The sequence below is a fragment of the Sphingobacteriales bacterium genome (genome assembly GCA_016711285.1).
Lineage (GTDB): Bacteria > Bacteroidota > Bacteroidia > Chitinophagales > UBA2359 > JADJTG01.
Window position 1 is genome coordinate 445605 of record JADJTG010000014.1, and the last position, 25459, is coordinate 471063.

At 42.6% G+C, this 25459-nt stretch carries 21 protein-coding genes and 1 tRNA gene; 8 read left to right on the forward strand and 14 right to left on the reverse strand.

The genetic code is table 11. The features are described from left to right. Positions 1 to 76: 76 nt before the first annotated feature. Together IPL35_14580 and IPL35_14585 are read right to left on the reverse strand one after the other, a co-directional pair. The gene (locus IPL35_14580; protein MBK8444553.1) at positions 77 to 865 is read right to left on the reverse strand and encodes an enoyl-CoA hydratase/isomerase family protein; all 789 of its coding nucleotides are present in this window, start codon (positions 863 to 865) and stop codon (positions 77 to 79) included. Positions 866 to 908: 43 nt separating this feature from the next. Next, positions 909 to 1550: a DedA family protein gene (locus IPL35_14585; GenBank protein MBK8444554.1), complete on the reverse strand. Its 642-nt coding sequence runs from the start codon at positions 1548 to 1550 to the stop codon at positions 909 to 911. A 220-nt stretch (positions 1551 to 1770) separates the two neighbouring features. Here IPL35_14585 and IPL35_14590 point away from each other — a divergent pair. After that, positions 1771 to 1844 (forward strand) — tRNA-Ile (locus IPL35_14590). Positions 1845 to 1892: 48 nt separating this feature from the next. Here IPL35_14590 and tatC read toward each other — a convergent pair. From tatC to IPL35_14610, 4 genes are all read right to left on the reverse strand, one after another. Next, complete coding sequence (tatC, locus tag IPL35_14595; GenBank protein ID MBK8444555.1) at positions 1893 to 2783, reverse strand: twin-arginine translocase subunit TatC; 891 nt, start codon at positions 2781 to 2783, stop codon at positions 1893 to 1895. A 123-nt stretch (positions 2784 to 2906) separates the two neighbouring features. Further along, entirely contained in the window at positions 2907 to 4040 is a 1134-nt protein-coding gene (locus IPL35_14600; GenBank protein MBK8444556.1) for a glutathionylspermidine synthase family protein, read from the reverse strand. Between the two features lie 48 nt (positions 4041 to 4088). After that, a complete protein-coding gene (locus IPL35_14605; protein ID MBK8444557.1) occupies positions 4089 to 4442 on the reverse strand; it encodes a hypothetical protein in 354 nt (117 codons plus the stop codon). A 77-nt stretch (positions 4443 to 4519) separates the two neighbouring features. Further along, positions 4520 to 4831: a hypothetical protein gene (locus tag IPL35_14610; GenBank protein ID MBK8444558.1), complete on the reverse strand. Its 312-nt coding sequence runs from the start codon at positions 4829 to 4831 to the stop codon at positions 4520 to 4522. A 167-nt stretch (positions 4832 to 4998) separates the two neighbouring features. Here IPL35_14610 and IPL35_14615 point away from each other — a divergent pair, with 167 nt between their 5' ends. Next, positions 4999 to 5913 carry a hypothetical protein gene (locus IPL35_14615; protein ID MBK8444559.1) on the forward strand — a complete coding sequence of 305 codons (915 nt, stop codon included), beginning with the start codon at positions 4999 to 5001 and terminating at the stop codon, positions 5911 to 5913. Positions 5914 to 5994: 81 nt separating this feature from the next. Continuing rightward, the gene (gene rffA, locus IPL35_14620) at positions 5995 to 7149 is read left to right on the forward strand and encodes a dTDP-4-amino-4,6-dideoxygalactose transaminase (GenBank protein MBK8444560.1); all 1155 of its coding nucleotides are present in this window, start codon (positions 5995 to 5997) and stop codon (positions 7147 to 7149) included. 78 nt (positions 7150 to 7227) lie between these two features. Here rffA and IPL35_14625 read toward each other — a convergent pair whose 3' ends face one another. The 5 genes from IPL35_14625 to IPL35_14645 form a co-directional block, all read right to left on the reverse strand. Then, the gene (locus tag IPL35_14625) at positions 7228 to 9657 is read right to left on the reverse strand and encodes a DUF4968 domain-containing protein (protein ID MBK8444561.1); all 2430 of its coding nucleotides are present in this window, start codon (positions 9655 to 9657) and stop codon (positions 7228 to 7230) included. Between the two features lie 826 nt (positions 9658 to 10483). After that, positions 10484 to 12160 (reverse strand): DUF11 domain-containing protein, encoded by a 1677-nt coding sequence (locus IPL35_14630; protein MBK8444562.1) that lies wholly within the window; start codon positions 12158 to 12160, stop codon positions 10484 to 10486. Then, positions 12157 to 12510, reverse strand: coding sequence for a hypothetical protein (locus IPL35_14635; GenBank protein MBK8444563.1), 354 nt, complete (start codon positions 12508 to 12510; stop codon positions 12157 to 12159). The genes IPL35_14630 and IPL35_14635 overlap by 4 nt, the downstream gene beginning before the upstream one ends. Positions 12511 to 12592: 82 nt before the next feature. Then, complete coding sequence (locus IPL35_14640) at positions 12593 to 14665, reverse strand: DUF11 domain-containing protein (GenBank protein ID MBK8444564.1); 2073 nt, start codon at positions 14663 to 14665, stop codon at positions 12593 to 12595. A 5-nt stretch (positions 14666 to 14670) separates the two neighbouring features. Next, the gene (locus IPL35_14645; protein MBK8444565.1) at positions 14671 to 16401 is read right to left on the reverse strand and encodes a DUF11 domain-containing protein; all 1731 of its coding nucleotides are present in this window, start codon (positions 16399 to 16401) and stop codon (positions 14671 to 14673) included. A 664-nt stretch (positions 16402 to 17065) separates the two neighbouring features. On the opposite strand from IPL35_14645, the gene IPL35_14650 reads away from it, so the two are divergent. Together IPL35_14650 and IPL35_14655 are read left to right on the forward strand one after the other, a co-directional pair. Then, complete coding sequence (locus IPL35_14650; GenBank protein MBK8444566.1) at positions 17066 to 18415, forward strand: hypothetical protein; 1350 nt, start codon at positions 17066 to 17068, stop codon at positions 18413 to 18415. A 145-nt stretch (positions 18416 to 18560) separates the two neighbouring features. Continuing rightward, the gene (locus IPL35_14655; protein MBK8444567.1) at positions 18561 to 19742 is read left to right on the forward strand and encodes an acetyl-CoA C-acyltransferase; all 1182 of its coding nucleotides are present in this window, start codon (positions 18561 to 18563) and stop codon (positions 19740 to 19742) included. 128 nt (positions 19743 to 19870) lie between these two features. Here the strand turns inward: IPL35_14655 and IPL35_14660 are convergent, their stop codons facing one another. The 3 genes from IPL35_14660 to IPL35_14670 all read right to left on the reverse strand — a co-directional run bounded on the left by IPL35_14660 (position 19871) and on the right by IPL35_14670 (position 23004). Next, positions 19871 to 21289 (reverse strand): SPOR domain-containing protein, encoded by a 1419-nt coding sequence (locus tag IPL35_14660; protein MBK8444568.1) that lies wholly within the window; start codon positions 21287 to 21289, stop codon positions 19871 to 19873. A gap of 84 nt (positions 21290 to 21373) precedes the next feature. Continuing rightward, a complete protein-coding gene (locus tag IPL35_14665; protein ID MBK8444569.1) occupies positions 21374 to 22864 on the reverse strand; it encodes a hypothetical protein in 1491 nt (496 codons plus the stop codon). After that, a complete protein-coding gene (locus IPL35_14670) occupies positions 22789 to 23004 on the reverse strand; it encodes a hypothetical protein (GenBank protein MBK8444570.1) in 216 nt (71 codons plus the stop codon). Before IPL35_14670 ends, IPL35_14665 begins: the two co-directional genes overlap by 76 nt. Before the next feature lie 322 nt (positions 23005 to 23326). Between IPL35_14670 and IPL35_14675 the strand changes: the two genes are divergently transcribed. From IPL35_14675 to IPL35_14685, 3 genes are all read left to right on the forward strand, one after another. Beyond that, positions 23327 to 24097: a hypothetical protein gene (locus tag IPL35_14675; GenBank protein ID MBK8444571.1), complete on the forward strand. Its 771-nt coding sequence runs from the start codon at positions 23327 to 23329 to the stop codon at positions 24095 to 24097. A 5-nt stretch (positions 24098 to 24102) separates the two neighbouring features. Continuing rightward, positions 24103 to 24537 (forward strand): hypothetical protein, encoded by a 435-nt coding sequence (locus tag IPL35_14680; GenBank protein ID MBK8444572.1) that lies wholly within the window; start codon positions 24103 to 24105, stop codon positions 24535 to 24537. A 317-nt stretch (positions 24538 to 24854) separates the two neighbouring features. Continuing rightward, entirely contained in the window at positions 24855 to 25439 is a 585-nt protein-coding gene (locus tag IPL35_14685; protein ID MBK8444573.1) for a hypothetical protein, read from the forward strand. The last annotated feature ends 20 nt before the right edge of the window (positions 25440 to 25459 follow it).

The window sequence follows — 25459 nt, forward strand, 5'->3', positions numbered from 1 at the left end:
ATATGTTTTTTGTGTATCAAATTTGAAAAAATTAGAGAGCAGGTTAAAGGAGAATTACTTTGCTTTTTTACTACTTTTATTCGCCTTTGAACACCGCAGGGCGTTTTTCTAAGAAAGCCGTCACGCCTTCTTTAAAATCCGCCGTACCAAAACATTTTCCAAAGGCTGCTACTTCGGCGGCAAAACCATCGCGGCTCACATCAAAGTGAGCATTGACACTATCAATGATTTGAGCCAAAGCAATCGGGGCTTTATCAATGATTTTTTCCAACATCTTTTTGCAGGCGGGCAAGAGTTCTTCGGAAGATGCCGCCACCGCATTTACCAAACCCAAGCGCAGGGCTTCGGCGGCATCTATCATATCGGCGGTGAGCAAGAGTTCCATCGCTTTGCCTTTGCCGATGAGCTGTACCAAACGCTGCGTGCCGCCGTATCCCGGAATAAGCCCCAATTTTACTTCGGGCTGTCCGAATTTGGCGTTGTGCGAAGCAATACGCAAATGACAAGCCATCGCCAACTCGCAGCCGCCGCCCAAGGCGAAGCCGTTTACTGCCGCCACGACGGGTTTCGGGAATTGCTCAATTTTAGAAAAAACCTCATCTTGCCCGCGCTGTGCCAAGGCTTTGCCGCCCGCTACATCTAAAGCCAAAAATTCGGTAATATCGGCTCCGGCAACAAAGGCTTTATTGCCCGCTCCGGTGAGGATAAGGGCTTTCACGGCGGCATCGTTGCGGGCGTGGTCGATGGCTTGCGACAACTCGGCGAGCAAAGGTGCGGAAAGTGCATTGAGTTTTTTTTCCTGATTGATGGTAATCGTGAAAATACCTTGCGCATCGTTTTCTGCAATGATATACTGGTAGCTCATCTTATAATAAATTTGATGTGTTTTTTTAAAAAAGAAAAAGAAATTATTTTTTGGAAAGCAGTTTTCTTCCCGCCTGAATAATCACCGGAATTAAAGAAGTAGCCACAATACCCAGCACTACTATTTCAAAGTTTTCTTTTACAAAGGGAATACCGCCGAAAAAATAACCCGCCGAAGTAAGTCCTGTCACCCACAGGGTAGCACCCAAAATACAATAAGTGATGTATTTTCCGTAGCTCATTTTTCCTACACCTGCCACAAAAGGCGCAAAAGTGCGGATAATGGGTACAAAGCGCGCTAAAATAATAGTAGTGCCGCCGTGCTTTTCATAAAATTTTTGGGTATCTATCAAATATTTCTTTTTCAAAAACCAATAATCTTTTTTAAAAACCCGCTCGCCTAAAGTGCGCCCGAAAAAATAATTGACATTATCTCCCAAAAAAGCCGCCGCAATCAGTAAAGCAATTAATAGCCACACATTTAAAATACCTGTTTTGGCAACAATAGCTCCGGCAGCAAACAACAAAGAATCTCCGGGCAGAAAAGGAGTAATTACCAAGCCGGTTTCGCAAAAGATAATGAGGCACAAAATAGCGTAAGTGAGTAATTGGTACTCTTGCATAATAGCCTCCAAGTAAGTGTCGAGATGCAGGATAAAATCAATGAATTGTTGGATATATTTTATAGTAATGCAGATGCAAAAAGATCGGAAATATTTTTAAATATAAAATAATTTTAATTCTTAAAATATTATAAATTAATTTTTTAAATAAAAATAAATTTACTTCTCAGTAATTATCTAAATTTTTTTGAGCAAATTTAAGACTTTTAAAAAACTTCGTCTTATTTTTGTGCCTGCAAGTGAGCAACAGTTGTGTTTTTAACATCTGTGTTTTTCCTTGCCCGGTCCTATAGCTCAGTCGGTTAGAGCATCTGACTCATAATCAGAGGGTCCCTGGTTCGAGCCCAGGTGGGACCACCGCCCTTTCTCAAAGCATTTCCCTGCAAAACAGGCGAAATGCTTTTTTTATTGTTGCAAACGCCTGAATTCCTCCTCTTCCAATGCTTCTTGACGCATTCGCTCGGCGGCAATGCGCGCCGAAATAAAAATACTCACCTCGTACAGCACATACACCGGAATAAACACCAAAATCTGACTCATTACATCGGGCGGCGTGATAATGGCAGAGATCATCAAAATAATCACTACCGCATGGCGGCGGTATTCGCGCATGATATCGGGGCTTAAAATACCGGCTTTTGACAATAAATACACCAACATCGGCAACTCAAACATAATGCCCGACGATAACACCACCGTACTGAGCAGGGAAATATAAGATGACAAACCGATGAGATTGGATACTTTGTCGCTGACGGAGTAGGTGGCGAGAAAATTGATAGAAAACGGAGACATAATGTAGTAGCCAAACAGAATTCCTACAAAAAACAGCAGCGAAGCATAAAAAACCAAGCCTTCGGCGTAGCGGCGTTCGTGGGGGTGCAGGGCAGGGCGCAAAAATCGCCACAACTCCCACAAAATATATGGAAACGAAACAATAAAACCCGCCAGTACCGACACCTGTATATGCAGCGTAAATTGGGAAGCCATCTCAAAATTGCTGATGGTGAAAGGGGTGGGTTTCATACAAATAGTATCGCCCAAATGCAAAAGCTCCGACAAACGACACAAAGCGCGATAAGTAAAAAATTGGTCGGAAAGCGGTCCAAAAATGAGCGTGTCAAAAACAAAAGATTTTGCCAAAAATGCCGCAATAGTAGCCACCAATATAGCTGCCAAACCCCTGATAATATGCCAGCGCAACTCCTCCAAATGCTCAAAAAACGACATTTCTTGGTCGCTTTCCTCTTTGGGCAGTGCGGCGCGGCGTTGGTTCAATAAAGAAGGCTGTTTCATGAAAATAGTTGCAGCCCGCAAAGTTCCAAAAACTTTTGTGAATATTCAGAATATACACAAAAATAATCGCCGGACATTTTTAATGATTGGGGTATAAAAAAAGGAGGCGACACCGCCTCCACATTAAACATCGATTAAATGCGGCACAAAACGCGCAGTGTCGTTGGTTATCAAACCATCGCTTTCCCGAATACCGATGCCCGCCGCCTTTGCACCCACTACCCAACTGCCGATAACCGGATAGTTGCCGTCGAAACAAGGCAATTCAAACAACTGCTGATAAATGTAGCCCTCTTTGCCGTAGTCGCCTTCGCTTTGTTCCAAAATTCTGCTGTCGGCGTGCAAAGAGATATTCGCCCCCTCGCGCGACAAAACAGGTTTTTTGGCATATTGCCGCAGGCGGTTCGGCTCGTGATAAGCGGGTAGCAAAAAAGGGTGGTCGGGAAACATTTCCCACAACAACGGCAAAATGGCTTTGTTGGACAAAATCATTTTCCAGGCGGGTTCTATCCAGTAAGCGGCGTGGCTGTCGAGCAAAATATTTTTCCCAAACTCCTCCTGTATCAACCATTCCCAAGGATATAATTTGAAAATGTTTTTAACGGCATTGCCTTCCAAATCCAAAAAATGTTGTTGCCGCGCCTCCCAGCCGATGTCTTCAATCCAAATAAAGCGCGTATCAAAACCCGCTTGTATGGCGCAATCGCGCAGGTATTCGGTGGTAGTAAAATCTTCGAGATGCTCGCTGATGCACGAAAAATAGAGGGTGTCGCGGTGCAGAAAATCCTTCCAATATTGCCACGTTTCTATGAGTTTTTCGTGAATGGAATTAAACTGGTCTTTTTGTGGTGCTATATCTTGCAGCCAAAACCACTGTACAATGGAGGCTTCGCAAAGCGAAGTAGGTGTGTCGGCATTAAATTCCAAGAGTTTTATATCACCGTTTTTATAAGCCAAATCAAAACGCCCATATACCATCGGCGCATCTTTGTTCCAAGTGCGCTCTATATAGGGTCGGAAAGCGGCAGGAATCTGAAAACGGTCGTATAATTGTTGGTCAATAACGCGCTGCACTGCTTCTAAACACAAATCCCACAATTCTTGCGTAGCGTCTTCGAGCAGATCTATTTCGTAAGGTTCAAATTCGTAATAAGCGTTTTCTGTCCAATAGGGCAAAGAACCCGTATGAAAACCAAAACCTATATCTTCTACCTTTTGCTGCCATTGCGGGCGCGGGCGTATTGCAATACGTTTCATTGTGTGTTTTTAGATTTAAAAAAAAGAAAATCAACCATCAACCTGTATTTATGCACCACTGCCTCTGCTACCAAAACCGCTTCTGCCGGCAGTGCGTCCAAAACCGCCGCGCGATACTGCACCCATTTTGGCGGCATTAGTGCCTACATTAGCCGTTTCGGGTATGCCCCTGCTGTAATATCCGTTGCCCATACCGCCGCCGTTGCCCATCAGCATACTCAAACTGCGAAAAGCCAGATAATATCCGAAGGGCGAAGAATGATGCGTGCCACTGTAAGCCGCCGTACTGTCGGAGCGCATATATACTTTGGGACGTTGTTGTGCTGTTTTTTCCTGCTGATTGCAGCCGGCAGCCATCACCGCCGACAACAGCACTAATGTTATCATTTTACTTTTTTTCATTGTTGTATAATCATCTATTTTTTTATGTTAATCAAAAACTTGATAAAAGCCTAAAAAGTTGCAATAATGAGTGAGGTTTATTGCACCGTAATATAAAATTCATAATCTTTGGGGGTGCTGCTGCCCGAAGCTGTACCCAATTGCCGCAAAGTATCTGTGCGTTTGTATTGGGTATCCAACTGACCGGCGACCCAAATTTTGTAAGTGGTGGTCAATAAATCGTAGCCATTGGCGTGTTCTATATGGAAAAGTGTTTCAATAGAGCCATCTTTGTTGGGCACAGCTACTACATCTTCGTTGGATTTCCTGCCGCAAGCAGATAAAAAAAGTACACAAAAAAGCAGCACACCCGTAGGCACTGCAAAGCGGAATAATTTGTAAAATTTCATTAAAAATATATGGTTATAAAAATATAAATCAAGATATTGTAAATTATAAAAAACTAACTCTAAATGTACATAGATAACTTTTTTGTATAAAATTTAGTTTCAAATGTGGTTGAATTATTTTTATCAACTGCTTTTGTTGTTTTCTTCTTAAATTTATAAAAAAAACAATGCGCTGGAAAAAACTCAAACGTTTGCTCTCCGTTGATGCCGACAATAAGTGGCTGCACTCGCACGCCTCCAATCCGTTTCCCTTTGTGATGTCGGAGCGCGTGGTGCGTGTTTTTTTCAGTGCCCGCGATGTGGAGCAACGCTCGCATATTCATTACGCCGATTTTGATGCCGCCGCCGACTTTAAGCTCTTACACCGCTCGCGCCGCCCTGTGTTGTCGCCGCAGGCGTGGGGAGCATTTGACGACAGAGGCTGCTCAATGGGTTGCGTGGTAACTCATTCGGCGGCGCAGTTGCGTTTGTATTATTTAGGGTGGAATCTGTGCCGCGATGTGCCTTTCCGCAACAGCATCGGCTATGCCGAATGGAACGACTCCGCCCAACGTTTCGAACGCCCCGAAGTAGGTCCCATTTTAGACCGCCACCGCTCCGATGCCTATTCTTTATCGTATCCTTTTGTGCTGCATCAGCCTGCCACCCGCAGTTGGCAAATGTGGTACGGCTCGCATTTGCGCTGGGGTGCTACTATTAATGATATGGTGCATACCATCAAATACGCCACCGCCGCCGATGGTTTGCAATGGCAACGCGCCGCCGCCTGCTTCAAAACCTCCCCCAAAGCACACGCTTTTTCGCGCCCTTCGGTGATATTTGAAAACAACCGCTATGGTATGTGGTATTCGTGGCGCGGCACTTCGTATCGCATCGGCTATGCCGAATCGGAAGACGGACAAACGTGGCAGCGCAAAGACCGCCTCATCGGTATTGCGCCTTCGCAGGAGGCAACTGCTTGGGACAGCGAAATGATTTGTTATCCTTCCGTATTTGATATGGGCGGCAGTCGCTATATGCTCTACAACGGCAATCAATACGGCAAAAGCGGCTTCGGCATAGCGATATTGGAGCAGCCATAGCCGTTTTTTTATTATTTTTGTGCGCTGCAACTCCCTTGCTTATTTTTGCTTCTTATATTTTTTGTAAGATAAAATTTTTTAATGAAAAATCCAGTCCCTGCTTTAATTCCTTTCAATAAGCCTTTTATTATCGGAAAAGAATTGCAATATATCCGCGAAGCGGTGCGGCGGCGGCATTTGTCGGGCGATGGTTTTTTCAGCAGACAATGTCAAAGTTTTTTTGAGCAACGCTATCATTTTCGCAAAACCCTCCTCACCCACTCTTGTACGGCAGCCTTAGAAATGGCGGCTTTGCTCTTGGATATACAGGCAGACGATGAAATCATTATGCCGTCTTTCACGTTTGTGTCCACCGCCAACGCTTTCGTGCTGCGCGGTGCGGTCATTCGTTTTGCCGACTGTCTGCCGCACTATCCCAATATAGACCCCCAATCGGCGGAGGCATTGATTAATGAACGCACCAAAGCTATTGTAGTGGTGCATTATGGAGGTGTGGCTTGCGATATGGAAGCTCTGCAAGCATTGGCGCAAAAATACCGGCTGTATTTGATAGAAGATGCCGCACACGCCATTGAAAGTTTTTATAAAGGAAAACCTTTGGGCGGTTTCGGGCATTTGGCAGCTTTTTCATTTCACGAAACCAAAAATATCATCGCCGGCGAAGGCGGTTTATTGGTTATCAACGATGAGCAGTTGGTGGCACGCGCCGAAATTATCCGTGAAAAGGGAACAAACCGCGCCGCTTTTTTTCGTGGCGAAACCGACAAATATACTTGGGTGGATATAGGTTCTTCTTATTTGCCTTCGGAGTTGATAGCGGCGTTTTTATGGGGGCAGTTGGAACATTTGGAGAGCATACAAGCTCGGCGCATCGCTCTTTGGAACAATTATGCAACAGCTTTGGAAGATTTGCGCCGCAAAGGGGTACAATTTGCCGAAGCAGCCACACCGCCCGCTACACTCAACGGGCATCTGTTTTATATGCTGTGCAATGATGTGCAGGAAAGGCAATCCCTTATTCAATATTTGAAAACACAGCAGATACACGCCGTTTTTCATTACCAATCGCTGCACAGCTCACCCTATTATTTACAACAAAAAAGCAGCAACACTCCTACCTATTTACCTTACAGCGATATGTTTTCGGAGCGTTTGTTGCGCTTGCCGCTTTTTTATGGATTAAAAGCAAAAGAGCAAAAATGGGTAATCGCTGCCATCAAAACTTTTTACGAATAAAAAGAAGTTTTTTTTGTAAAAATACCGCGCCGGTGACGTTCAAAATCTTATTTTAATCCGATAATATTGAAAATACGCTTATTCCTTTAAAGAAAATTCCGCATATCGTACCGCTATTTTATTTCCGTTGGAATTGTTGTGAATGAAAGGGTCAAAATTGGAAACCGGCGGAACAAAGCAGTAATCACCCGACAAGAGGGTGTATTTTTTTCGGTTGATGTGTATCACTTCTGTTATATTCTGTTGGCGGCTATGTACATATACTCTCGCTTTCGTGAATTTTGAAGTATAGTTTCCTACAAATTTTTCCTGTACAGATAGTGTTTTTGAGGCGGTATTCCATTTTATTTTCCATATCAGACATTCATCGTTTTTTTGATACTGATATGTTTCGCCGTCATCTTCATAATACAGCATTTCATCATCGCTGTTTTGCTCCGAATCGTACACATGTATTTCCAAAGTGTCTTCGGGCTTTTGGGCGGTGTATTGCACCACCGACTGAAGCAACAGCATACCTCCTGCTTTTACAAAAATCGGCAAACGCTCGGCGGGTGCTTCTACAATCATTTCCTGTCCGCCTGTGTAGTAGTCATCGCTGTGCAAACTGTACCAATCGCTGCCCTGTGGCAAATACACTTTTGTAAAACGTTGGTGGCTGTCGCAGGGGCATATCAGCAAGGAATTGCCGAACATAAACTGATGTTGAAAATCGCCCTGATAAATGCGCTCATCGTGGGTATGTGTAATTGCCAAAGAGCGCATCGGCGGCAGCCCGCTTTGTGTGGCTTCGTAAAAAAGGCTGTACAAATACGGCAGCAGGCGATAGCGCAGCGCGATATAATTGCGGGCAATTTCTTCAGCTTCTTCGCCAAAACTCCAAGGCTCGGAGTCGCGGGAATTAATCATAGAGTGGCAACGGAAAAAAGGAGAAAAAGCACCGATAGAAATCCAGCGCGAAAACAATACAGGTGAGGCATCGCCGCAAAAACCGCCAATGTCCACTCCGCAGAAGCCCACCCCCGACAAGCCCAAACTATTCAGCAGGCGCACCCCCAAAAGCAGGTGCCCATCGTTGGATACATTGTCGCCTGTCCATACGGCTGCATAGCGTTGAATGCCCGCAAAACCGGCGCGGGTGAGCACAAAAGGTCTTTTTCCTTTAAGATGTTGTACTGCTCCTTCATAAGTGGCGCGCGCCATTTGCATACCATAAATATTCCGCGCTTGCTTGTGCGTAGCACCTTCACCTTCATAATCAAATTCCAGCAAATCGGGTGTGCATTGCCCCCACGAAGCGGGTTCGTTCATATCATTCCAAAAGCTATCCAAGCCTTGTTGCACCAAATTGCCCACGCGCTTGCCCCACCAACGGCGCGTGTCGGGTTTGGTAAAATCGGGAAAATAGCACACACCGGGCCACACACTCGCCGAATAATTGCTTTGGTCGGGGTATTTAATAAACACATCTTCCTGCAAGCCGCTTTCGTAAGGCTCATAGCCTTCTTCTGTTTTTATGCCCGGGTCTAAAATGAGTGTCAGATGAAAACCTTGTTTTCGCAAAGCAGCTATCATTTTTTTGGGCTGCGGAAAATATTGCTGATGCCAGGTGAATACTTTGTAAGCGTCCATATAATGAATATCGCAATACAACACATCGGCAGGAATTTGCTTATCGCGGAATGTTTGTGCCAGTGTGAGCACTTCTGTGTCGGGATAATAGCTGTAACGACATTGCTGAAAACCCAAAGCCCAAAGCGGCGGCAAAGGCAAAGTTCCGGTAAGTTGGGAGTAAGCACGCAAAATGCCCGCTACATCATTATCGTGCAGAAAATAGTAATCTACTTCATCATCTTGCACCGCAAAATAGGCGAAGCGGTGATTAGATGCTCCAAAATTAAAAACGGAACGCTGAGACTTATCAACAAAAATGCCGTATTGCGTGCCTTGATGCACACCGATATAAAAAGGAATAGAGACATACAAAGGGTCGGCGTGTTCGGGGTAGGCGAAATAGTCGGTGTTCCAGTGTGTGTAGGCAGAGCCGCGCCGATCCAGATTTCCTGTTTTTTCGCCCAATCCGATAAAACGCTCCTCCGGTTGGAGGGTTTTGTAAACGGTGGCTTCGTTGCCTATCCACGACACCCCGAAAGCGGGGTCATCGGCGTTGAGCAGCGTACCTACCGCATTATAAAAGGTGCAGCGCAGGGCTTCTTTTTGCAGGTGCAATTGCAGTAGTGCAGTGCTGATGATATAGTGTGTGGCGGTTTCGCGGAGCTGCCAGATGGTGTGTTGTTGCGGCTGCCCTGCAACGGCATACGAAAAAGCGGCGGCAGGAGGCTCTTGCCGGCGATATTGTAAGCGAATACAGGCATCGCTGTAAATGGTGATTTCAAAATATACGCCATTGTCGGTGCTGCCACTCACACCCTGCGGCTGCTTGTGAAAAGCAATAATTGCTCCGGCTGCTTCATTGGAGGAAAAACGTTTTTTGTTGAAAGATTTCATTTTTATTGCAAACTAAAAAGAACAGAAAAAAACGATCTTTTATTACGGCAACAAAAAAACAAAATCTTTGTGGCTTTGCCAAAAGTGTACTGAAAAATAGTAAAACTTATATGTGTTGTACACTAAAAATCTGATAAACAGGAGGTTTTATACTGAAATCAGATAAAATATATGTACATTTTGGGTATGAGAATCTTAATATACCTACTCGTATAATAAACATACATTAATAAATTATTTTAGTTATGAGCGTCTTTTTAGGTTCGCCTACCTTTTTAGTAGGTGATGCTTTGCCGAAGGTGGGTACACCTACCTTTTTGGTAGGTACTACCTTGCTCGGAGGTAGGAGAACCTACCTTTTTAGTAGGTGATGCTTTGCCGGAGGTAGGTACACCTACCTTTTTGGTAGGTGCTACCTTGCTCAGAGGTAGGAGAACCTACCTTTTTAGTAGGTTCTCCTACCTTTTTGGTAGGTGCTACCTTGCTCGCAGGTAGGTGTTCTTACCTTTTTGGTAGGTGCTGCTTTGCCAGAGATAGGTGCTCTTAGATTTTTCGTTTTTTTGTGAAAAAAATTTCGTACATAATAAAATCAATACTAAAATCAGACAAAATGTATGTGTTTTTTTGGTGTGCTAACCTCAGTGCATATCCCTTATAATGAATATGCAGCAAATAAATTATTTTAGTATGATTGCTCCAATTTTTGGAGACCGATATTATACCTACCTGAAAACAATTACTGTTTTTAGTCAAGTGCAATAAAAAAAGGGCTGCAATTGCAGCCCTTTTTTACACAAACACGTTATATAAAAAAACTTATCGTTTTTTAATTATTCCAAGTTCCGCTATTGGCATTGCAAATTATCAACACAGGGTCAATAGTGGGGTCGCCATTAGGACCTGGAGGGTTGGTAGGGTCAGTTGGGTCGTCAGTAGGTACATCATCATGGTTATCTGCACTAAAAATACCCTGATTCACAATTTCGTTAGAAGGATTTGTAAACGGAATATTTACAGTAACCTGAAAAGCAATCGTAACACTCGCTCCTGCTGCCACATCGCCCAAAGTAGCCGCCGGACCAGTAGCATTGTTGTCAATAGTTCCTTGTGTAGTAGTGGAGCTATTGGCTACATACGTTGTTCCGGTTGGAATAGCATCTGCAAAAGTGACATTCAGCGCAGCAATACTACTGCTATTCGTCAGTACAATGGTATAAGTTACGGTTTCGCCCGGATTCAAGTCACCGTCACCATTGGCATCAATAAAAGTAGAAATTTTGGTAGCCGTCATTACTGGTGCAGGAATAGGTGTATTCGTAGCATCGTCGCCGTTCGGGTCGCTCGGTGTGCCTGTTTCGTTTACATCAGCAGGATTGCTCGAATCCGACAAATCATCTACTACCGTATTGTCAGGGGCTGTTCCTTCTACCATTGCTTGGTTATCTACAAATGTAGCATCTATATCCGCTTGCGTAATGGCATAAGTCGCGGTATATGTGGCACTTTCGCCCACCAATAAAGTACCCGCAACACTACCCATTGTAGATGACGTGAACGCAGGGGTTGGCAAAGTGCCTGTGCCTGTAAAACTCGCCGCCTGTTCTGTCAATGTTACACTTGTCAATGTCACGTTGCCCGTATTCGTTGCTGTATAGGTATAAGTAATAATATCACCTACATTAGGTGCATTATCCGCTCCCAAATCTAATGAACTGCCTTTTACCAATGATATGGCTGGTGCAGGAATAGGTGTATTGGTAGCATCGTCGCCGTTCGGGTCACTCGGTGTGCCTGTTTCGTTTACATCGGCAGGGTTGCTCGAATCCGACAAATCATTTACAACCGTATTGTCAGGGGCTGTTCCTTCTACCATTGCTTGGTTATCTACAAATGTAGCATCTATATCCGCTTGCGTGATGGCATAAGTGGCGGTATAAGTGGCACTTTCGCCCACCAATAAAGTACCCGCAACACTACCCATTGTAGATGACGTGAACGCAGGGGTTGGCAAAGTGCCTGTGCCTGTAAAACTCGCCAACTGTTCTGTCAATGTTACACTTGTCAATGTCACATTGCCCGTATTTGTGGCAGTATAAGTATAAGTGATAATATCGCCTACTGTTGCCAAATTATCTGCTCCTAAATCTAATGAACTGCCTTTTACCAATGATATGGCTGGTGCAGAAATAGGCGTATTGGTAGGGTCATCGCCGTTCGGGTCATTCGGTGTGCCTGTTTCGTTTACATCAGCAGGATTGCTAGAATCCGACAAATCATTTACAACCGTATTATCAGGGGCTGTTCCTTCTACCATCGCTTGGTTATCTACAAATGTAGCATCTATATCCGCTTGCGTGATGGCATAAGTGCGGTATAAGTGGCACTTTCGCCCACCAATAAGTACCCGCAACACTACCCATTGTAGATGACGAACGCAGGGTTGGTAAGCTGCCTGGCCTGAAACTGCCGCCTGTTCTGTCAATGTTACACTTGTCAATGTCACTTGCCCGTATTTGTGGCAGTATAGGTATAAGTGATAATATCACCCACTGTTGCCAAATTATCCGCTCCCAAATCTAATGAACTGCCTTTTACCAATGATATGGCAGGTGCCGGAATAGGTGTATTGGTAGGGTCATCGCCGTTCGGGTCGCTCGGTGTGCCTGTTTCGTTTGCATCGGCAGGATTGCTAGAATCCGACAAATCATCAACGACTACGCTGGCAGGAGATGTTCCTTCTACCATCGCTTGGTTATTTACAAATGTAGCATCTATATCTGCTTGAGTAATGGCATAAGTCGCGGTATAAGTGGCACTTTCGCCCACCAATAAAGTACCCGCAATACTACCCATTGTAGATGACGTGAACGCAGGGGTTGGTAAGCTGCCTGGCCTGTAAACTCGCCCCTGTTCTGTCAATGTTCACTTGTCAATGTCACTTGCCTGTATTTGTGGCAGTATAGGTATAAGTGATAATATCGCCCACTGTTGCCAAATTATCCACTCCTAAATCTAATGAACTGCCTTTTACCAATGATATGGCTGGTGCAGAAATAGGCGTATTGGTAGGGTCATCGCCGTTCGGGTCACTCGGTGTGCCTGTTTCGTTTGCATCAGCAGGATTGCTCGAATCCGACAAATCATCTACTACCGTATTGTCAGGGGCTGTTCCTTGTACCATTGCTTGGTTATCTACAAATGTAGCATCTATATCCGCTTGCGTGATGGCATAAGTCGCGGTATATGTGGCACTTTCGCCCACCAATAAAGTACCCGCAACACTACCCATTGTAGATGACGTGAACGCAGGTGTTGGTAAGCTGCCTGTGCCTGTAAAACTCGCCGCCTGTTCTGTCAATGTTACACTTGTCAATGTCACATTGCCTGTATTTGTGGCAGTATAGGTATAAGTGATAATATCACCCACTGTTGCCAAATTATCCGCTCCCAAATCTAATGAACTGCCTTTTACCAATGATATGGCAGGTGCAGGAATAGGTGTATTCGTAGCATCATCGCCGTTCGGGTCGCTCGGTGTGCCTGTTTCGTTTGCATCGGCAGGATTGCTAGAATCCGACAAATCATCAACGACTACGCTGGCAGGAGATGTTCCTTGTACCATCGCTTGGTTATCTACAAATGTAGCATCTATATCTGCTTGAGTAATGGCATAAGTCGCGGTATAAGTGGCACTTTCGCCCACTAATAAAGTACCCGCAACACTACCCATTGTAGATGACGTGAACGCAGGGGTTGGTAAGCTGCCTGTGCCTGTAAAACTCGCCGCCTGTTCTGTCAATGTTACACTTGTCAATGTCACATTGCCCGTATTTGTAGCAGTATAAGTATAAGTGATAATATCACCCACTGTTGCCAAATTATCTGCTCCTAAATCTAATGAACTGCCTTTTACCAAGCTAATCAAAGGAACTTCCAATAAGGCATCGTCCACATCATCTTCACCGGCAGGATCACCTGCTGTGGTATTTTGTGTGCCGTCAGCATCTGCCGAGCCGATAGCTCCCGAAGTAGCCGTATTATTATTCGGTGTAGAGTCGGGGTCTGTTTGGTCAGAAGCGATTACTTCTGCAATATTCCCATAGCTTACTCCTGCGCTCGGAGCCGCTACCTCAGCATCAAAAGTTAATACAGTATTATTACCATTAGCAATACTCAAACCACTCCAAGTAATGGTGCTGCCTGATAAAACTCCTGCACCGGAAATATTCGTAATATTGGTATAGCCGTTGGGTACTACATCTTCTACCGAAACACCCGTAGCGTCACTTGTTCCGCCATTAAAAACGGTAATGGTAAAAGTAACAACATCACCCGGAGCGGCAGAGGCGGTACTTACTGTTTTTACTAACTGCAAGTCAGCATTAACGGCAATAATTATTCTTGCATCATCGGCATCGTCCTCATCTTGTGCATCGGCAGTATCATTCGCATTGCCGGCAGCCGCACCTATATTACCGTCACTGTCGGTATCAGCGACATTATTTGGAGTAGAGTCGGGGTCAAACTGGTCGGCATCTGTTACAGCAGCGATATTAACATAATCACCACTGGCTTGTGCATCTGCATCAAAAGTTAAATTGAGCGTTGCACCATTGGCAATAGATAAATTTGACCAATCAATAGTAGAGCCTGTTAAAACACCGCCATTTGAAATAGCAGTTATATTGGAATAACCCGTAGGCACTACATCTTGAATATCTACATTGGTAGCATCACTAGGACCGTTGTTGGTAAGGGCTATGGTAAAAGTGATGGTAGAGCCGGCACTTACAGAGGTAGCCGATACTGATTTTACCAATGACAAATCGGATTGTAAAGGGGCAACTAAAGCATCGTCCACATCATCTTCACCCGTAGCATCACCGGGGGTGGTATCTTGTGTGCCATCTGCCTCAACAGAGCCGATAGCCCCCGAAGTAGCTGTATTGTTATTCGGTGTAGAGTCGGGATCTGTACTGTCAGAGGCGATTACTTCTGCTATATTCACATAGCTTACCCCTGCACCCGAGTCACTACCTCAGCATCAAAAGTTAATACAGCACTATTGCCATTAACAATGCTCAAACCACTCCAAGTAATGGTGCTGCCTGATAAAACTCCTGCACCGGAAATATTCGTAATATTGGTATAGCCGTTGGGTAATACATCTTCTACTGAAATGCCTGTGGCATCAGCAGTGCCGCCATTGCTGACGGTAATGGTAAAGGTTACTACATCGCCCACATTGGGTGTAGCATTGCTCACTGTTTTTACGAGTTGGAGGTCGCAACTCGGACAAGCCGCGCCTACCGTAAAACCAATAATAGGGTCTGTTCCATTCGCTGTTGGTACATCTTGATAGAAAATGGTATATTCTCCTGCCAGTCCGGTTGGAATTGTTGCCGTAGTACCCGTAGCTCCTGAAATAGCCGTTACAGTTGTTCCTTGCTGGTAATACCATTGACCGGTAGAAGTAGAAGTCAGAATACCGCCTTCACCCGTACAACCGGTGGTAATAGTAGCACCTACACCAGGTCCAGTAGCCGGAGTACAATCAGCACTACAGCTTGCTAAAGTTGTACCCGAATAATTAAAAGTAGCGGTGGTATTCGTTGAAGCACCTGCTCCGGTAGTGACAACTGTACTACTAACATAAGTACCTGTATTGGCTGTTCCGCTGTTTTCAAAAATATTGCTTGTAAAGGTCACAGTAGCATCTGCTTCTATGCTAGCTGCATTGTTCCTAAAAATACAATTATCTACTGTTCCACTTGGCGAACCAGCTGTTGCCTTTATGTAGGCATTAGAAGAGTTAGTATTTGAATCAAAAATTGCATCATCAATATCAAAAGTAGGATTACCACTACCAGCATCGAAAATCAATATGGCACTTCCTTCATTTCCTGAAATACTTAAATCGCTATTTCCAACGAATTTTGTACCTACTATATCTAAATGTGAACCACCCCAAACATCAAAATATATACCTGCACCAGGACATGAACCAGAGCCATTTCCAGATACGGATCCACCAATAATATTGGTTGTTATTCCTCTTGTAATCTCCGAAGTATGTATCCAAATACCAGCACCTGTACAACCCAATGTAGGACCTCCATTACAATCAATAATTGCATCCGTTATGTTTACTGTAAATCCTGTATTGGGTGTATTAGAATCATCACTATTTATTTCCAATCCTCCTGTAGCATTGTTGCCGATACTACCTCCTGTCCAATTCACGGCTCCTTCAAACAATACTGCATAGTTACCAGAGGTAGAGCCGGACACATTTACATTTAGAAACTCCACAGGCACTCCTAGTTTAGGATCTACTGAAATAGTAGTAGCAAATCCTCCCGTCCTGTTAAAACTACATAAATTCACATTTTGTAATTTCATCGTTTTTCCGACACCAGAAAATTGAAATGCTCCTACTCCATCGCCATTATTTACAATCGTATTGCCTCCTCCGTCTATCGTAACAGATTTCGTTACAATCAAAACATCTGAAGGAAATTTAATAATGTCCTCATCATACGTCACACCTCCGGTGGTGGGCAATACTTGGATAATATCACCGTCAACCGCAGCAGCATAAGCTAATGCAATGGTTGTATAAGTAGCTCCGGTAGCTGCCGGACCCACCGTTAAAGTAGCCGCCTTTAAGCCTCCCGAACAGAATAGCAAAAAGAAAGCTATTATGCTCGTGATAAAGCGAATTTGTAATGTTTTTTCTTTCATATCAAAAAATAAATTTGTTTTAATTTTTTAGAAAAATAATGATGGCTTACATCTTTTTTGTTTGAAATTTAGTAGGGTTTGACAATGAAGCATAATAAGCGACGAATAAAATGTTTCTTATCATAGTCTTAAAATTGTTGTTATAAAAGAAGTTTCTTTTAGCATATAAATTAAGTTTTTAGGAAGTTTTTATATGAAATAATTAATGATTTAAAAATAGATTTTATATTTAAAATTAAATATCTTGCCCCTATGCAAAAAATTGATTTTATCGGATAATTGCCCGTTGCTGTGTAGGGTTTCATTTATCAGTACAAAATGTTTATATCAAAATATTTTCACCCGAATTTTAATATAAAAAGCGGTATTTTTAATGCTATCAAAATGTTTCATCATCTTATCCGCACAGTATATTAGGAGTCGGTAGCGAAACTACTTATTTTTTTATTTGTGCTATTAAAATATTAAACATAAAGTCTGAATAAAAAACATTTTATACTTTTTTATAAATCATTGATTAACAATATCTTAAACAATATGTTTATTTTATTAAAATACGACATTTTTGCAAAAAAACAAAGAAAAACCCCTCTTAATACTGAAACATTTCAAGCAAACTCATTTATTTTGAACTATGAAAGGAAAATACCTATATCCACTCATTTTGTCTTTAACCGATAAAGAGCGTAAGCAATTATTTCATCATAGCAGCCTCTCAAAAGATAAACGCTATGTGTGGTTGCGTCAGATTCTTTTAAAAAGTATAAAAGATAGTGCTCATTTTGAAGAAATTATTGAAAGCACCCTCAAAAGTGACCTCAAAAACAAAAACTCCAATGAGTGCGACAGCATTATCCGCCGATTTATCCATTTTGCTTCCGATACCATAGAAGAACAAAAAATCCTGAATTATTTAGGCGAAAATTCGGTGTCGCGCCATACGCTGCTCGTAGAAATTGCCCAACGACAGGAGCAGGTCACTTTACAGGAAATATATGTGAAAAAATTATCGGATTTGCTCAAAGATTCCAATAAACAACACCTCAAAAGTTTGTGCTTGGATTGGCAAATAAAACTCTATGGGCAGCAACAACACGACAAAAGTATTCCCACCATTCGCACTTTGCTGCGCGATAAGTTGGCTTCTATCCATACGCTGCATTATGAGCAGGTTGCCAATTTTTATTTGCTCTTTTCTAATCTGTATTTAGATGATAACCGCCTTTTGCAAGAGCCCAATCCTTTGTTAGAGTCTTTGCTGCAGCTCGAAACTTCCGTACAAGCCGATGCCAACGCTTATTATATTGCCGAATACCATATCAGCAAAGCACGGCTGGCTTTTTTTGATGCCCAATTTGACGAACTACTCATCAAAGCCGAAAACTTCATCACCGAAGCCGACGTAAGTACCGAAGCACGCGAAAAATTGTGGAGAAGAATCTATTTCCTCCAATTAGTCAATGGCTTTCATCAAGGAAAAGCAGTAACTGTGTTGCTGGACTATGCCCGCCGCCTCATTGAGTTCGATTTGCGCTATAAATTCCGCGACAGCCTCAGTTTTTACTATTATCAACTCCTCCTGATTATTGACCAAAAAGTCGAAGAATTCAATAAATCACGCCAACACGACAGCTATTTTTATTCCGGCAACACCGCTTTTTTTAAAATATTTATTAAAGGTATAGAGGAATGGCTATTGCAGGGGCGCATCTCGCAAGCACTCGGGCAATTCAACCAAATTACTTATTCGCCCAATTATTATATTTCATTGTGGTCAAAATTGATTGAAATTCATTTGCATTATTCGCTGGGCAATGATATGCTCTGCAAAAATCTAAATGACCGCGTAGGCAGCACTTTAGAAAAAAACAAATTCCGCGCCTACACGCACGATGCTTCGCAACATATCTGTTTGTTTTATAAAAAAGTCCTGCAACAAAAAAAGCCGCCCACAACACCGCCCGCAGCTTTCAGCCCTTTACACCATTTATTATTAAATACCAATAAAATATAAGGTTTTTTTGTTTGTTCATAAATATAAATTTTTATTCTTATTCATCATTTTTATTCAAAAGTCAGCCCGTATTTTTTAAAAACAGTACCGCTCCCAAACAAACACTTCGTTATTTTTGTTAAATGAATAAAAACTATCCTAACAAATGAACAAAAAAGTATTTATTGTATCTATGGCACGCACGCCCATAGGTGCTTTTAATGGTGCTTTGAGCGAGTTGAATGCCATACAATTGGGTGCCATTGCCGTAAAAGGAGCATTGCAACGCGCCGGAATCGATGGCAACAGCGTAGATGCGCTGTATTTGGGAAATGTATTGCAAGCCAACAACGGGCAAGCTCCGGCACGCCAAGTGGCTTTGGCGGCAGGCATCTCGGCAAATACGCCTTGCACTACCATCAACAAAGTGTGCGCTTCGGGTATGAAAAGTATCATCATCGGTACACAGGATATTTTGCTCGGAGATGCCGATGTAGTAGTGGTGGGCGGTTTTGAAAGTATGAGCAATGCCCCCTATTATATTCCGCAAGGCAGAAACGGAATGCGCTATGGCAACAAAGAGTTGGTTGATGCCATTGTAAGAGATGGTTTGCAAGACCCCTACAAAGGCTATATGATGGGCAATGCCGCCGAAATTTGTGCCGAAACCTGCAATATACCGCGCGAACGTCAGGACAGCTACGCTCACGAGTCGTATATGCGTGCCAAAGAAGCCCACGAAAAAGGGTATTTCGCCGATGAGCTGATAGCGGTGGAAATTCCGCAGCGCAAAGGCAACCCGATTGTAGTTGATAAAGATGAAGAATGCCAACGCTACGATGCGAGCCGCCTGAGTACTTTGGCTCCGGCTTTCAAAAAAGATGGCACAGTAACTGCTATCAATGCTTCTAAAATCAACGACGGAGCAGCAGCTATCGTGCTGATGAGTGAAGAAAAAATGAAATCTCTCGGTTTGCAGCCTTTGGCTGAGGTAGTGAGCTATGCCGATGCCGAACAAGAGCCGGAATGGTTTACGACCACACCTGCCAAAGCCTTGCCCAAAGCCCTCAAAAAAGCAGGCTTGAGCATTGATCAAATAGATAAATTTGAAATCAATGAAGCATTTTCGGTGGTGGCATTAGCGAATATGGATATGCTGAACATCAGCAGCGACAAACTCAATGTATTGGGCGGTGCTATATCCTTGGGACACCCCATCGGTGCTTCGGGTGCGCGTATCATTTGTACGCTTATTTCGGCATTGCGCCACAAAGGAGGCAAGCACGGAGCAGCCGCTATTTGTAATGGTGGTGGTGGTGCTTCGGCTATCGTGATACGTTTGGCATAAAAAAGAATATGATATATAAAAAAATAGCGCAGGGCTGTATTCGTCCTGCGCTATTTTTTTGTATTTTGCTCTCTCCTACTCTTCTTTATCTTTTAAACCGTCTTCAAAAATCAGAGCATAAGGCGTGATTATCTTTTAAAATACCACGCATTGCTTTCTCCGCTTTTACTCTGCACATCGGGTAATTTGGAAATAGCATCGCTTTCGCTGCTGCCTGCATATACCGTAGCACGATAGCGTGTGCCGCCGTCAGCAATTACATAAGCGTCAAAGCCTTTGGATTTCATTGTTTTTACCATTTTTGTGGCATTGCTTTTTTCCTTAAATACTCCCACTACAATATGATAGCCTTTGGGCGTAGCACCATTTGTAGCAGTATTGCCGCTGTTGGCATCGTTGTTGCCTTCATTTCTTTCTGTTTTTTTAGCAGGTGTCGGCGGCGAAACAATTTCTGTTTTTACAGGTTCTTTGGTAACTTCCGTAGTAGCAGAAGTATTGGTTTCGGCGGCAACATCATTTTCGGTAGTTGCTGTGGTTGTTTCCGCAGGTGCTTCGGTGGTGGTAGTTTCTTCTGTCGGTGTAATATTTTCGACAGGGGTCGTTTCTGTATCGGTAGCAACTTCTGTATCGGCAGGCTCAGTGCTCAAAAGTTGCTCACTGTTGTCTTTATCTCCAAAAAATCTGGATAAAATCGGAGATTCGTTGCGCGGGTCATCATAAAGTAAATATTGCGCCGCCAACAATCCCAAAAGCAGCACTGCCACCGTAGGAATTGCCCATATCCAACTGCCTTCGGCATTTTTTTGGCGTTTGGGGGGCATTTTGAAAGGAGGTGGTTTTGGCGAATACTGGTGCGGCTCGGTAGAAGACTCATTTTGAGGCTCTTCGGGTATGCCGGAAAATGCCTGCTTTACTGCCGGAGTGGGGTCGGGTGTATCGTGGTGCGAACTAAAAACAGGCGATGCCGCCACAGGTACAGGTGTGGCGGGTTTTTCTTTGGGCAATACATTGGTTTCCAAAACCGAAGATACTGTTTTTTTCTTGGGTATTTCTTCATCTGCATAAGAAGCACCGGCTGCCACAGGTATTTCTTCCGAAGGCACTTCCTGTGCAATGTCGCTGATGGCTCGTGTAGCAGGGAGTTCTATTTCGTTCATTGCAAAGGTTTCTTTATTAAACTGGTTTTCCATTTCAGCAATCAATTTCAAATTTCCGTTGGCATCATACACAAATGTTCCCAAGCCTTCCAGAGCCGTATGTCCCAGATGCAGGGTGTCATTTTTAAGGCTTTGTACAAAGGCTTCTACCACCTCTTCGGCTTGCTCCTGACCAATTTGTTCGCGGACTGCCACATATTGGCTGAGGTCGTCTTGCAAAAGTGGTGTTTCATCTGCGTCAAAAATAATGGTTTTGCGCGGAGCTTCAATGGTATTGCGGGAAACGTTTATTTTTGAAGCAATATAAGGTGTTTTAAATGTTCCTAATCCCGATACTTGCACTTCATCTTGTTGCAACAGCAACTCAATCAAATATTTGGCAATATTCATATTTTAAATTATTATTTTTTACTTTAAACAATAAATAATTAAAAATCAATTATTTACAATGTTTTTTAATTAAAAAATTCCTTTTTAAAAACGCAACATTATACCCCCTACAAAGTTAATGCCATAAACCGGATAATAATTAAATCTTTGATATTTATTATTAATAAGATTGTTGAGATTTAAAAAAGCGGCAAAGTGCGGCGAAAAATGATAATCGGCGTGTAGGTTTAAATCAAAAGCAGCTTTTAAGGTTTGGGCTTCGTTGTTTTGAAGGCGTGTTTTCCAGCCCGAAAAGAAAAATAAATCGCCGCCCACCTGTAATTTTTCCAGAGGACTAAAAGTGCCGGTCAGCATCATTTCCAAATTGGGCAAATGCCAAGCTGCTGTTTCAAAAGGTGTTTTGTAATGATTGTATTGCGTGGTCAGTTTTACCTGATGGCTTTTGTCTATATGGTAGGTTAGTTCCAATTTGCCGGCGATAGTTTTGAGCGAATCATATACGGTGGTGAAAGCATTGCGCTCATCGGTGTAGTCGGTTACAAACAGGGCTTGTTGTTTGGTGAGATACTGCCCGCCGCTAAGACTATATGTGCTACGCGCGCCGAGGCGCCCTTTGATACCCAAGGTGCGTTCTTGTGTAAATGTATTGAAAAAAGTCAAATCTTGACCCAAAAAAGGATTGATGCGTGTAAAATTGCGCAAACTGTTTTTGTATGCTTCTTTGCCCCATTTTCCAAAAACGCTCATCGCCCCTTCCATTACGGGAATTTCGGCGTATATATCAGGAAAAATATAAGCCACTTCGCCATCTAAAAACAAACTCGCTCCGGCTTTGAGTGTTGCCCAAGGACGTTGCAACATACCGTAGGGCGTGATCTTCAGCAAGGAATTATCCAAATTGGAGGTATAATTTGCCTCATCTTTAAAAGAGGTATAGTCAAAAAAAGCGTCCACGCCGCCGCCGATGCTTTTTTCGCTCAAGTATTCGCCTTGTGCGGTGAGGCGCAAGCCGTGTTCGCGGGCATTGTAGTTGTTGCCGAAATAATAATAATCCAATTGCAAGTGGCGGTTGAGGTTGGTGTAGTCGTTGCTGTTGTTGTCAAAAGCGACACTCGCACCGATGGTATTTTGCAATATTTCTATGCGGTCTTTGTCTTCGGGGTCGGGGCGTTGGCTTTCGTTGATACCATAATAATAGCGTTGTTCGTTGTCGTAGTTGGTATTGAACGTGAGGTGGTTTTTGGCACCGAACCATTTGGCATAAGCCTGTGCGCCGATGTTGCGAAAATCCTGAAAAGGAATGTCGTTGCCTTTCGACATCAGAAAGTTGCCACGCACGCCGGCAGTGAGGCGGTCGGAGCCGGAAGTGGCGGCGGCAATATCCAATAAAGGAGTAGTGAGGTTGCCGAAGCCCGCTTTGAGCCAGAAGTTGTAGTTCCATACTTCTTCTTCCAATTTGTAGGCGATGGGTTTGAGGGCAGGTGGGTGAAACTGCGCTATCAGCTGTTTGGAGGGTATGCTGTAATCCAATTGCGGCGGACGACCGGAATTGCCTTGCTCCGACACCGCCGCCACGGAAATAAATCGGGGCGTTGGGCATCTAATAAAATCGGCTCAAAGGCTTTGATAATAGTAATATTTTCGTTTTCTAAGTTATCCTGTGCCATCAACCCGAAAGGCATCAACAGCACCAACAGCAAGATTTTTTTTAACATACAAGGCGGCAAAATAAATGATTGGACTGAAAATATATACTGAACAAACGATGCTGTTATTACAAAGATTGGATTCAATATTAAATTATTGCACAAGGCGATATAATAAGCAGCCGTTCAAAGATAAATACAAATTTAACAAACCTTAAACAATACAGCAAAAGTTTATACTACAGCAGGCAAAACGGCAAAAAACACAACGAAAATCATAGACAATTGACTATTTTTGTTGTGGATATTCGCACTTGCACAACAAATATACAATATGGATTTTATATAAAAACAAACCTACGACTACGGCGCACGACACTACGCCCCCGATATAGCACGGTGGTGGTCGGTGGATCCAAAGGCGGATCTTGAACCAGACTGGACACCATACAGATATGGGTTTAATAATCCGATAAGATATATTGATCCTAATGGTCTTTTTGAAAGCACTCATACCGATGAAGACGGAAATGTAGTTGCAGTATATGATGATGGAGATAATGGAGTTTACAGGCATAGCGGCAAGGGAGCAGAAGCAGAAAAATCCGTAAAATCGAATTATAACAAGAATAATACAAGTGCAGGTGGTGAAAAAATGGGAGAGTCTTTACACTCCTTAAGTTTTGCTGACCAAAATTTATTTAATATAACGGGCAAGGTTAAAAAGGCTGATATAAAAATTGATTTTGGCTCTACTGAATTAACAGATAAGGTTCAAAGTATAATTGATGCAAATCCATCACTGATTGACTATGCGATAAAGGCTGGCACAAACGGGGACTGGGATTTAAAAAGTAACACCTCAAATGGTTCTTTGCTATACGAAAAATATGCATCTCCACGGGATGCAGGAAATTTTGCAGCTGGTGCAGTAGCGCAAATGTCAGGTTTAGAACCTATTGCTCAATTTGGTTATGGTGCTTACAATATGACTGGTAACAGCAAACCTTTAACTGGGTTAGTGACAGGTGTTGTTGGACTCACCACTTTGATTAATCCGTATTTGGGTTTAGGTGCCGCTTATCTAATTGGAAAATATGGTGAGGATGAATTAACGCAAAGATCAATTGATTTAGGAAAGCAATTTATAAAAAGAAAATAAGTGAAATGGTTAGAAGGACGATAGTTATAATTTTATCAGTTATTGGCTTTTCTGCTTGTGATTCCAAGGTTGAAATCGTCTATAGCTACAAAGACATTGTGATTAAAAGGGTCGATAAGAATGGAAGAACTATTTTTTATTACGATGAAATTGGCAAAGATAGTCCTAGAATTTGGGTAGAATATTCTGGGATTAATGACGGCTTTTCTGGTTATTTGAAATTTGATAAAAGTGGTAAAGTGAGTATTCTTTCAGGAGATGGATACTTTCAGACTGCCAATGATGACACAACAAAATTTGAATATAGGGAAATAGCAGCATATCAACGTCCTGAATTAACAGAAAATGTTTACATTGTTCAAGATGCTGTCAGATATGAGCAAGAAAAAAATAATGGATTTGTAACTAAAGTAAATGTTGTTTATCCAAAAAAATACTAAGCAAAAATCCGGCAAGTCCGGATTTTTGCTTTATAAAATAACCACATTTTTTGGGAGGAAATCTTTAAACTTCTTTTTGGTCAGGAAAGTGTCTGACACTATCCCGCAAAGTGTGTAAGATAAAAAGTTAGGGTTGGGTTATCTCCTTCAAAGCAAAAAAACGACTATCATATTTTATTAAACTCTGCCAAAAAAACACAACGAAACAGCGTCTGAACTACGAGATAATGCTCCGTCACCTTGGGATTATAACAATCACGAAATAATAAAAGATGGCTTTCGTAATATAATGGTTTCTCCCCAAAACATACAACTCTATGACAATAAAAAAGAAAATGCCATATCTATCCCTTGGAAGTATTTTGAATAAAGTTTTTTTATGTGCTTTTATAATAAGTGTTTTGGAAATTTCTTGCCAAAAACAAAATAGACAAAAATCGGTGATGCCTGAAATATGTACTTCAGCAATACAAAAAGCATATTATGATGAATACTTGGGATTGTTCATTGAGCTACAGAAATCAAAGGAAATTACTACTTTATACCAAGAGAATTATCAAGGTCCTATTAATGACCCAAAATATAAATTATTAGTAAAAAATTGCTACGATATTGATATAATATTCTCAAATTGTATAACTATGTGTGATACAACTTACATAGAAGAGGCGCATTTCTATAAAGATAAACAAGTGGTACCTCCGGGGGGTATGTCAACAAAGGTAGTTTTTTACAAAAATGCAATGATAAAAAGCGAGTGTTGTGGTGGATTGGTATTCAGCAACACAGAAAATGCGTTGGTGATTGATAGCGTTAGGAACTACTACACCCCCTTGTTTGAGGCGTATTTAGCACAACATAAAGAAAAATTCCCGAAAGAGTTGTTTGAGGATATAGAATAGAAGGTATGCAATGTTGTTGT

Coding starts and splice junctions, on each gene's coding strand:
- IPL35_14580 (MBK8444553.1), bottom strand. CDS start 865: ATGAGCTACCAGTATATCATTGCAGAAAACGATGCGCAAGGTATTTTC.
- tatC (MBK8444555.1), bottom strand. CDS start 2,783: ATGAAACAGCCTTCTTTATTGAACCAACGCCGCGCCGCACTGCCCAAA.
- IPL35_14600 (MBK8444556.1), bottom strand. CDS start 4,040: ATGAAACGTATTGCAATACGCCCGCGCCCGCAATGGCAGCAAAAGGTA.
- IPL35_14605 (MBK8444557.1), bottom strand. CDS start 4,442: ATGAAAAAAAGTAAAATGATAACATTAGTGCTGTTGTCGGCGGTGATG.
- IPL35_14610 (MBK8444558.1), bottom strand. CDS start 4,831: ATGAAATTTTACAAATTATTCCGCTTTGCAGTGCCTACGGGTGTGCTG.
- IPL35_14615 (MBK8444559.1), top strand. CDS start 4,999: ATGCGCTGGAAAAAACTCAAACGTTTGCTCTCCGTTGATGCCGACAAT.
- rffA (MBK8444560.1), top strand. CDS start 5,995: ATGAAAAATCCAGTCCCTGCTTTAATTCCTTTCAATAAGCCTTTTATT.
- IPL35_14625 (MBK8444561.1), bottom strand. CDS start 9,657: ATGAAATCTTTCAACAAAAAACGTTTTTCCTCCAATGAAGCAGCCGGA.
- IPL35_14635 (MBK8444563.1), bottom strand. CDS start 12,510: ATGGGTAGTATTGCGGGTACTTTATTGGTGGGCGAAAGTGCCACTTAT.
- IPL35_14645 (MBK8444565.1), bottom strand. CDS start 16,401: ATGAAAGAAAAAACATTACAAATTCGCTTTATCACGAGCATAATAGCT.
- IPL35_14655 (MBK8444567.1), top strand. CDS start 18,561: ATGAACAAAAAAGTATTTATTGTATCTATGGCACGCACGCCCATAGGT.
- IPL35_14660 (MBK8444568.1), bottom strand. CDS start 21,289: ATGAATATTGCCAAATATTTGATTGAGTTGCTGTTGCAACAAGATGAA.
- IPL35_14670 (MBK8444570.1), bottom strand. CDS start 23,004: ATGTTAAAAAAAATCTTGCTGTTGGTGCTGTTGATGCCTTTCGGGTTG.
- IPL35_14680 (MBK8444572.1), top strand. CDS start 24,103: ATGGTTAGAAGGACGATAGTTATAATTTTATCAGTTATTGGCTTTTCT.
- IPL35_14685 (MBK8444573.1), top strand. CDS start 24,855: ATGACAATAAAAAAGAAAATGCCATATCTATCCCTTGGAAGTATTTTG.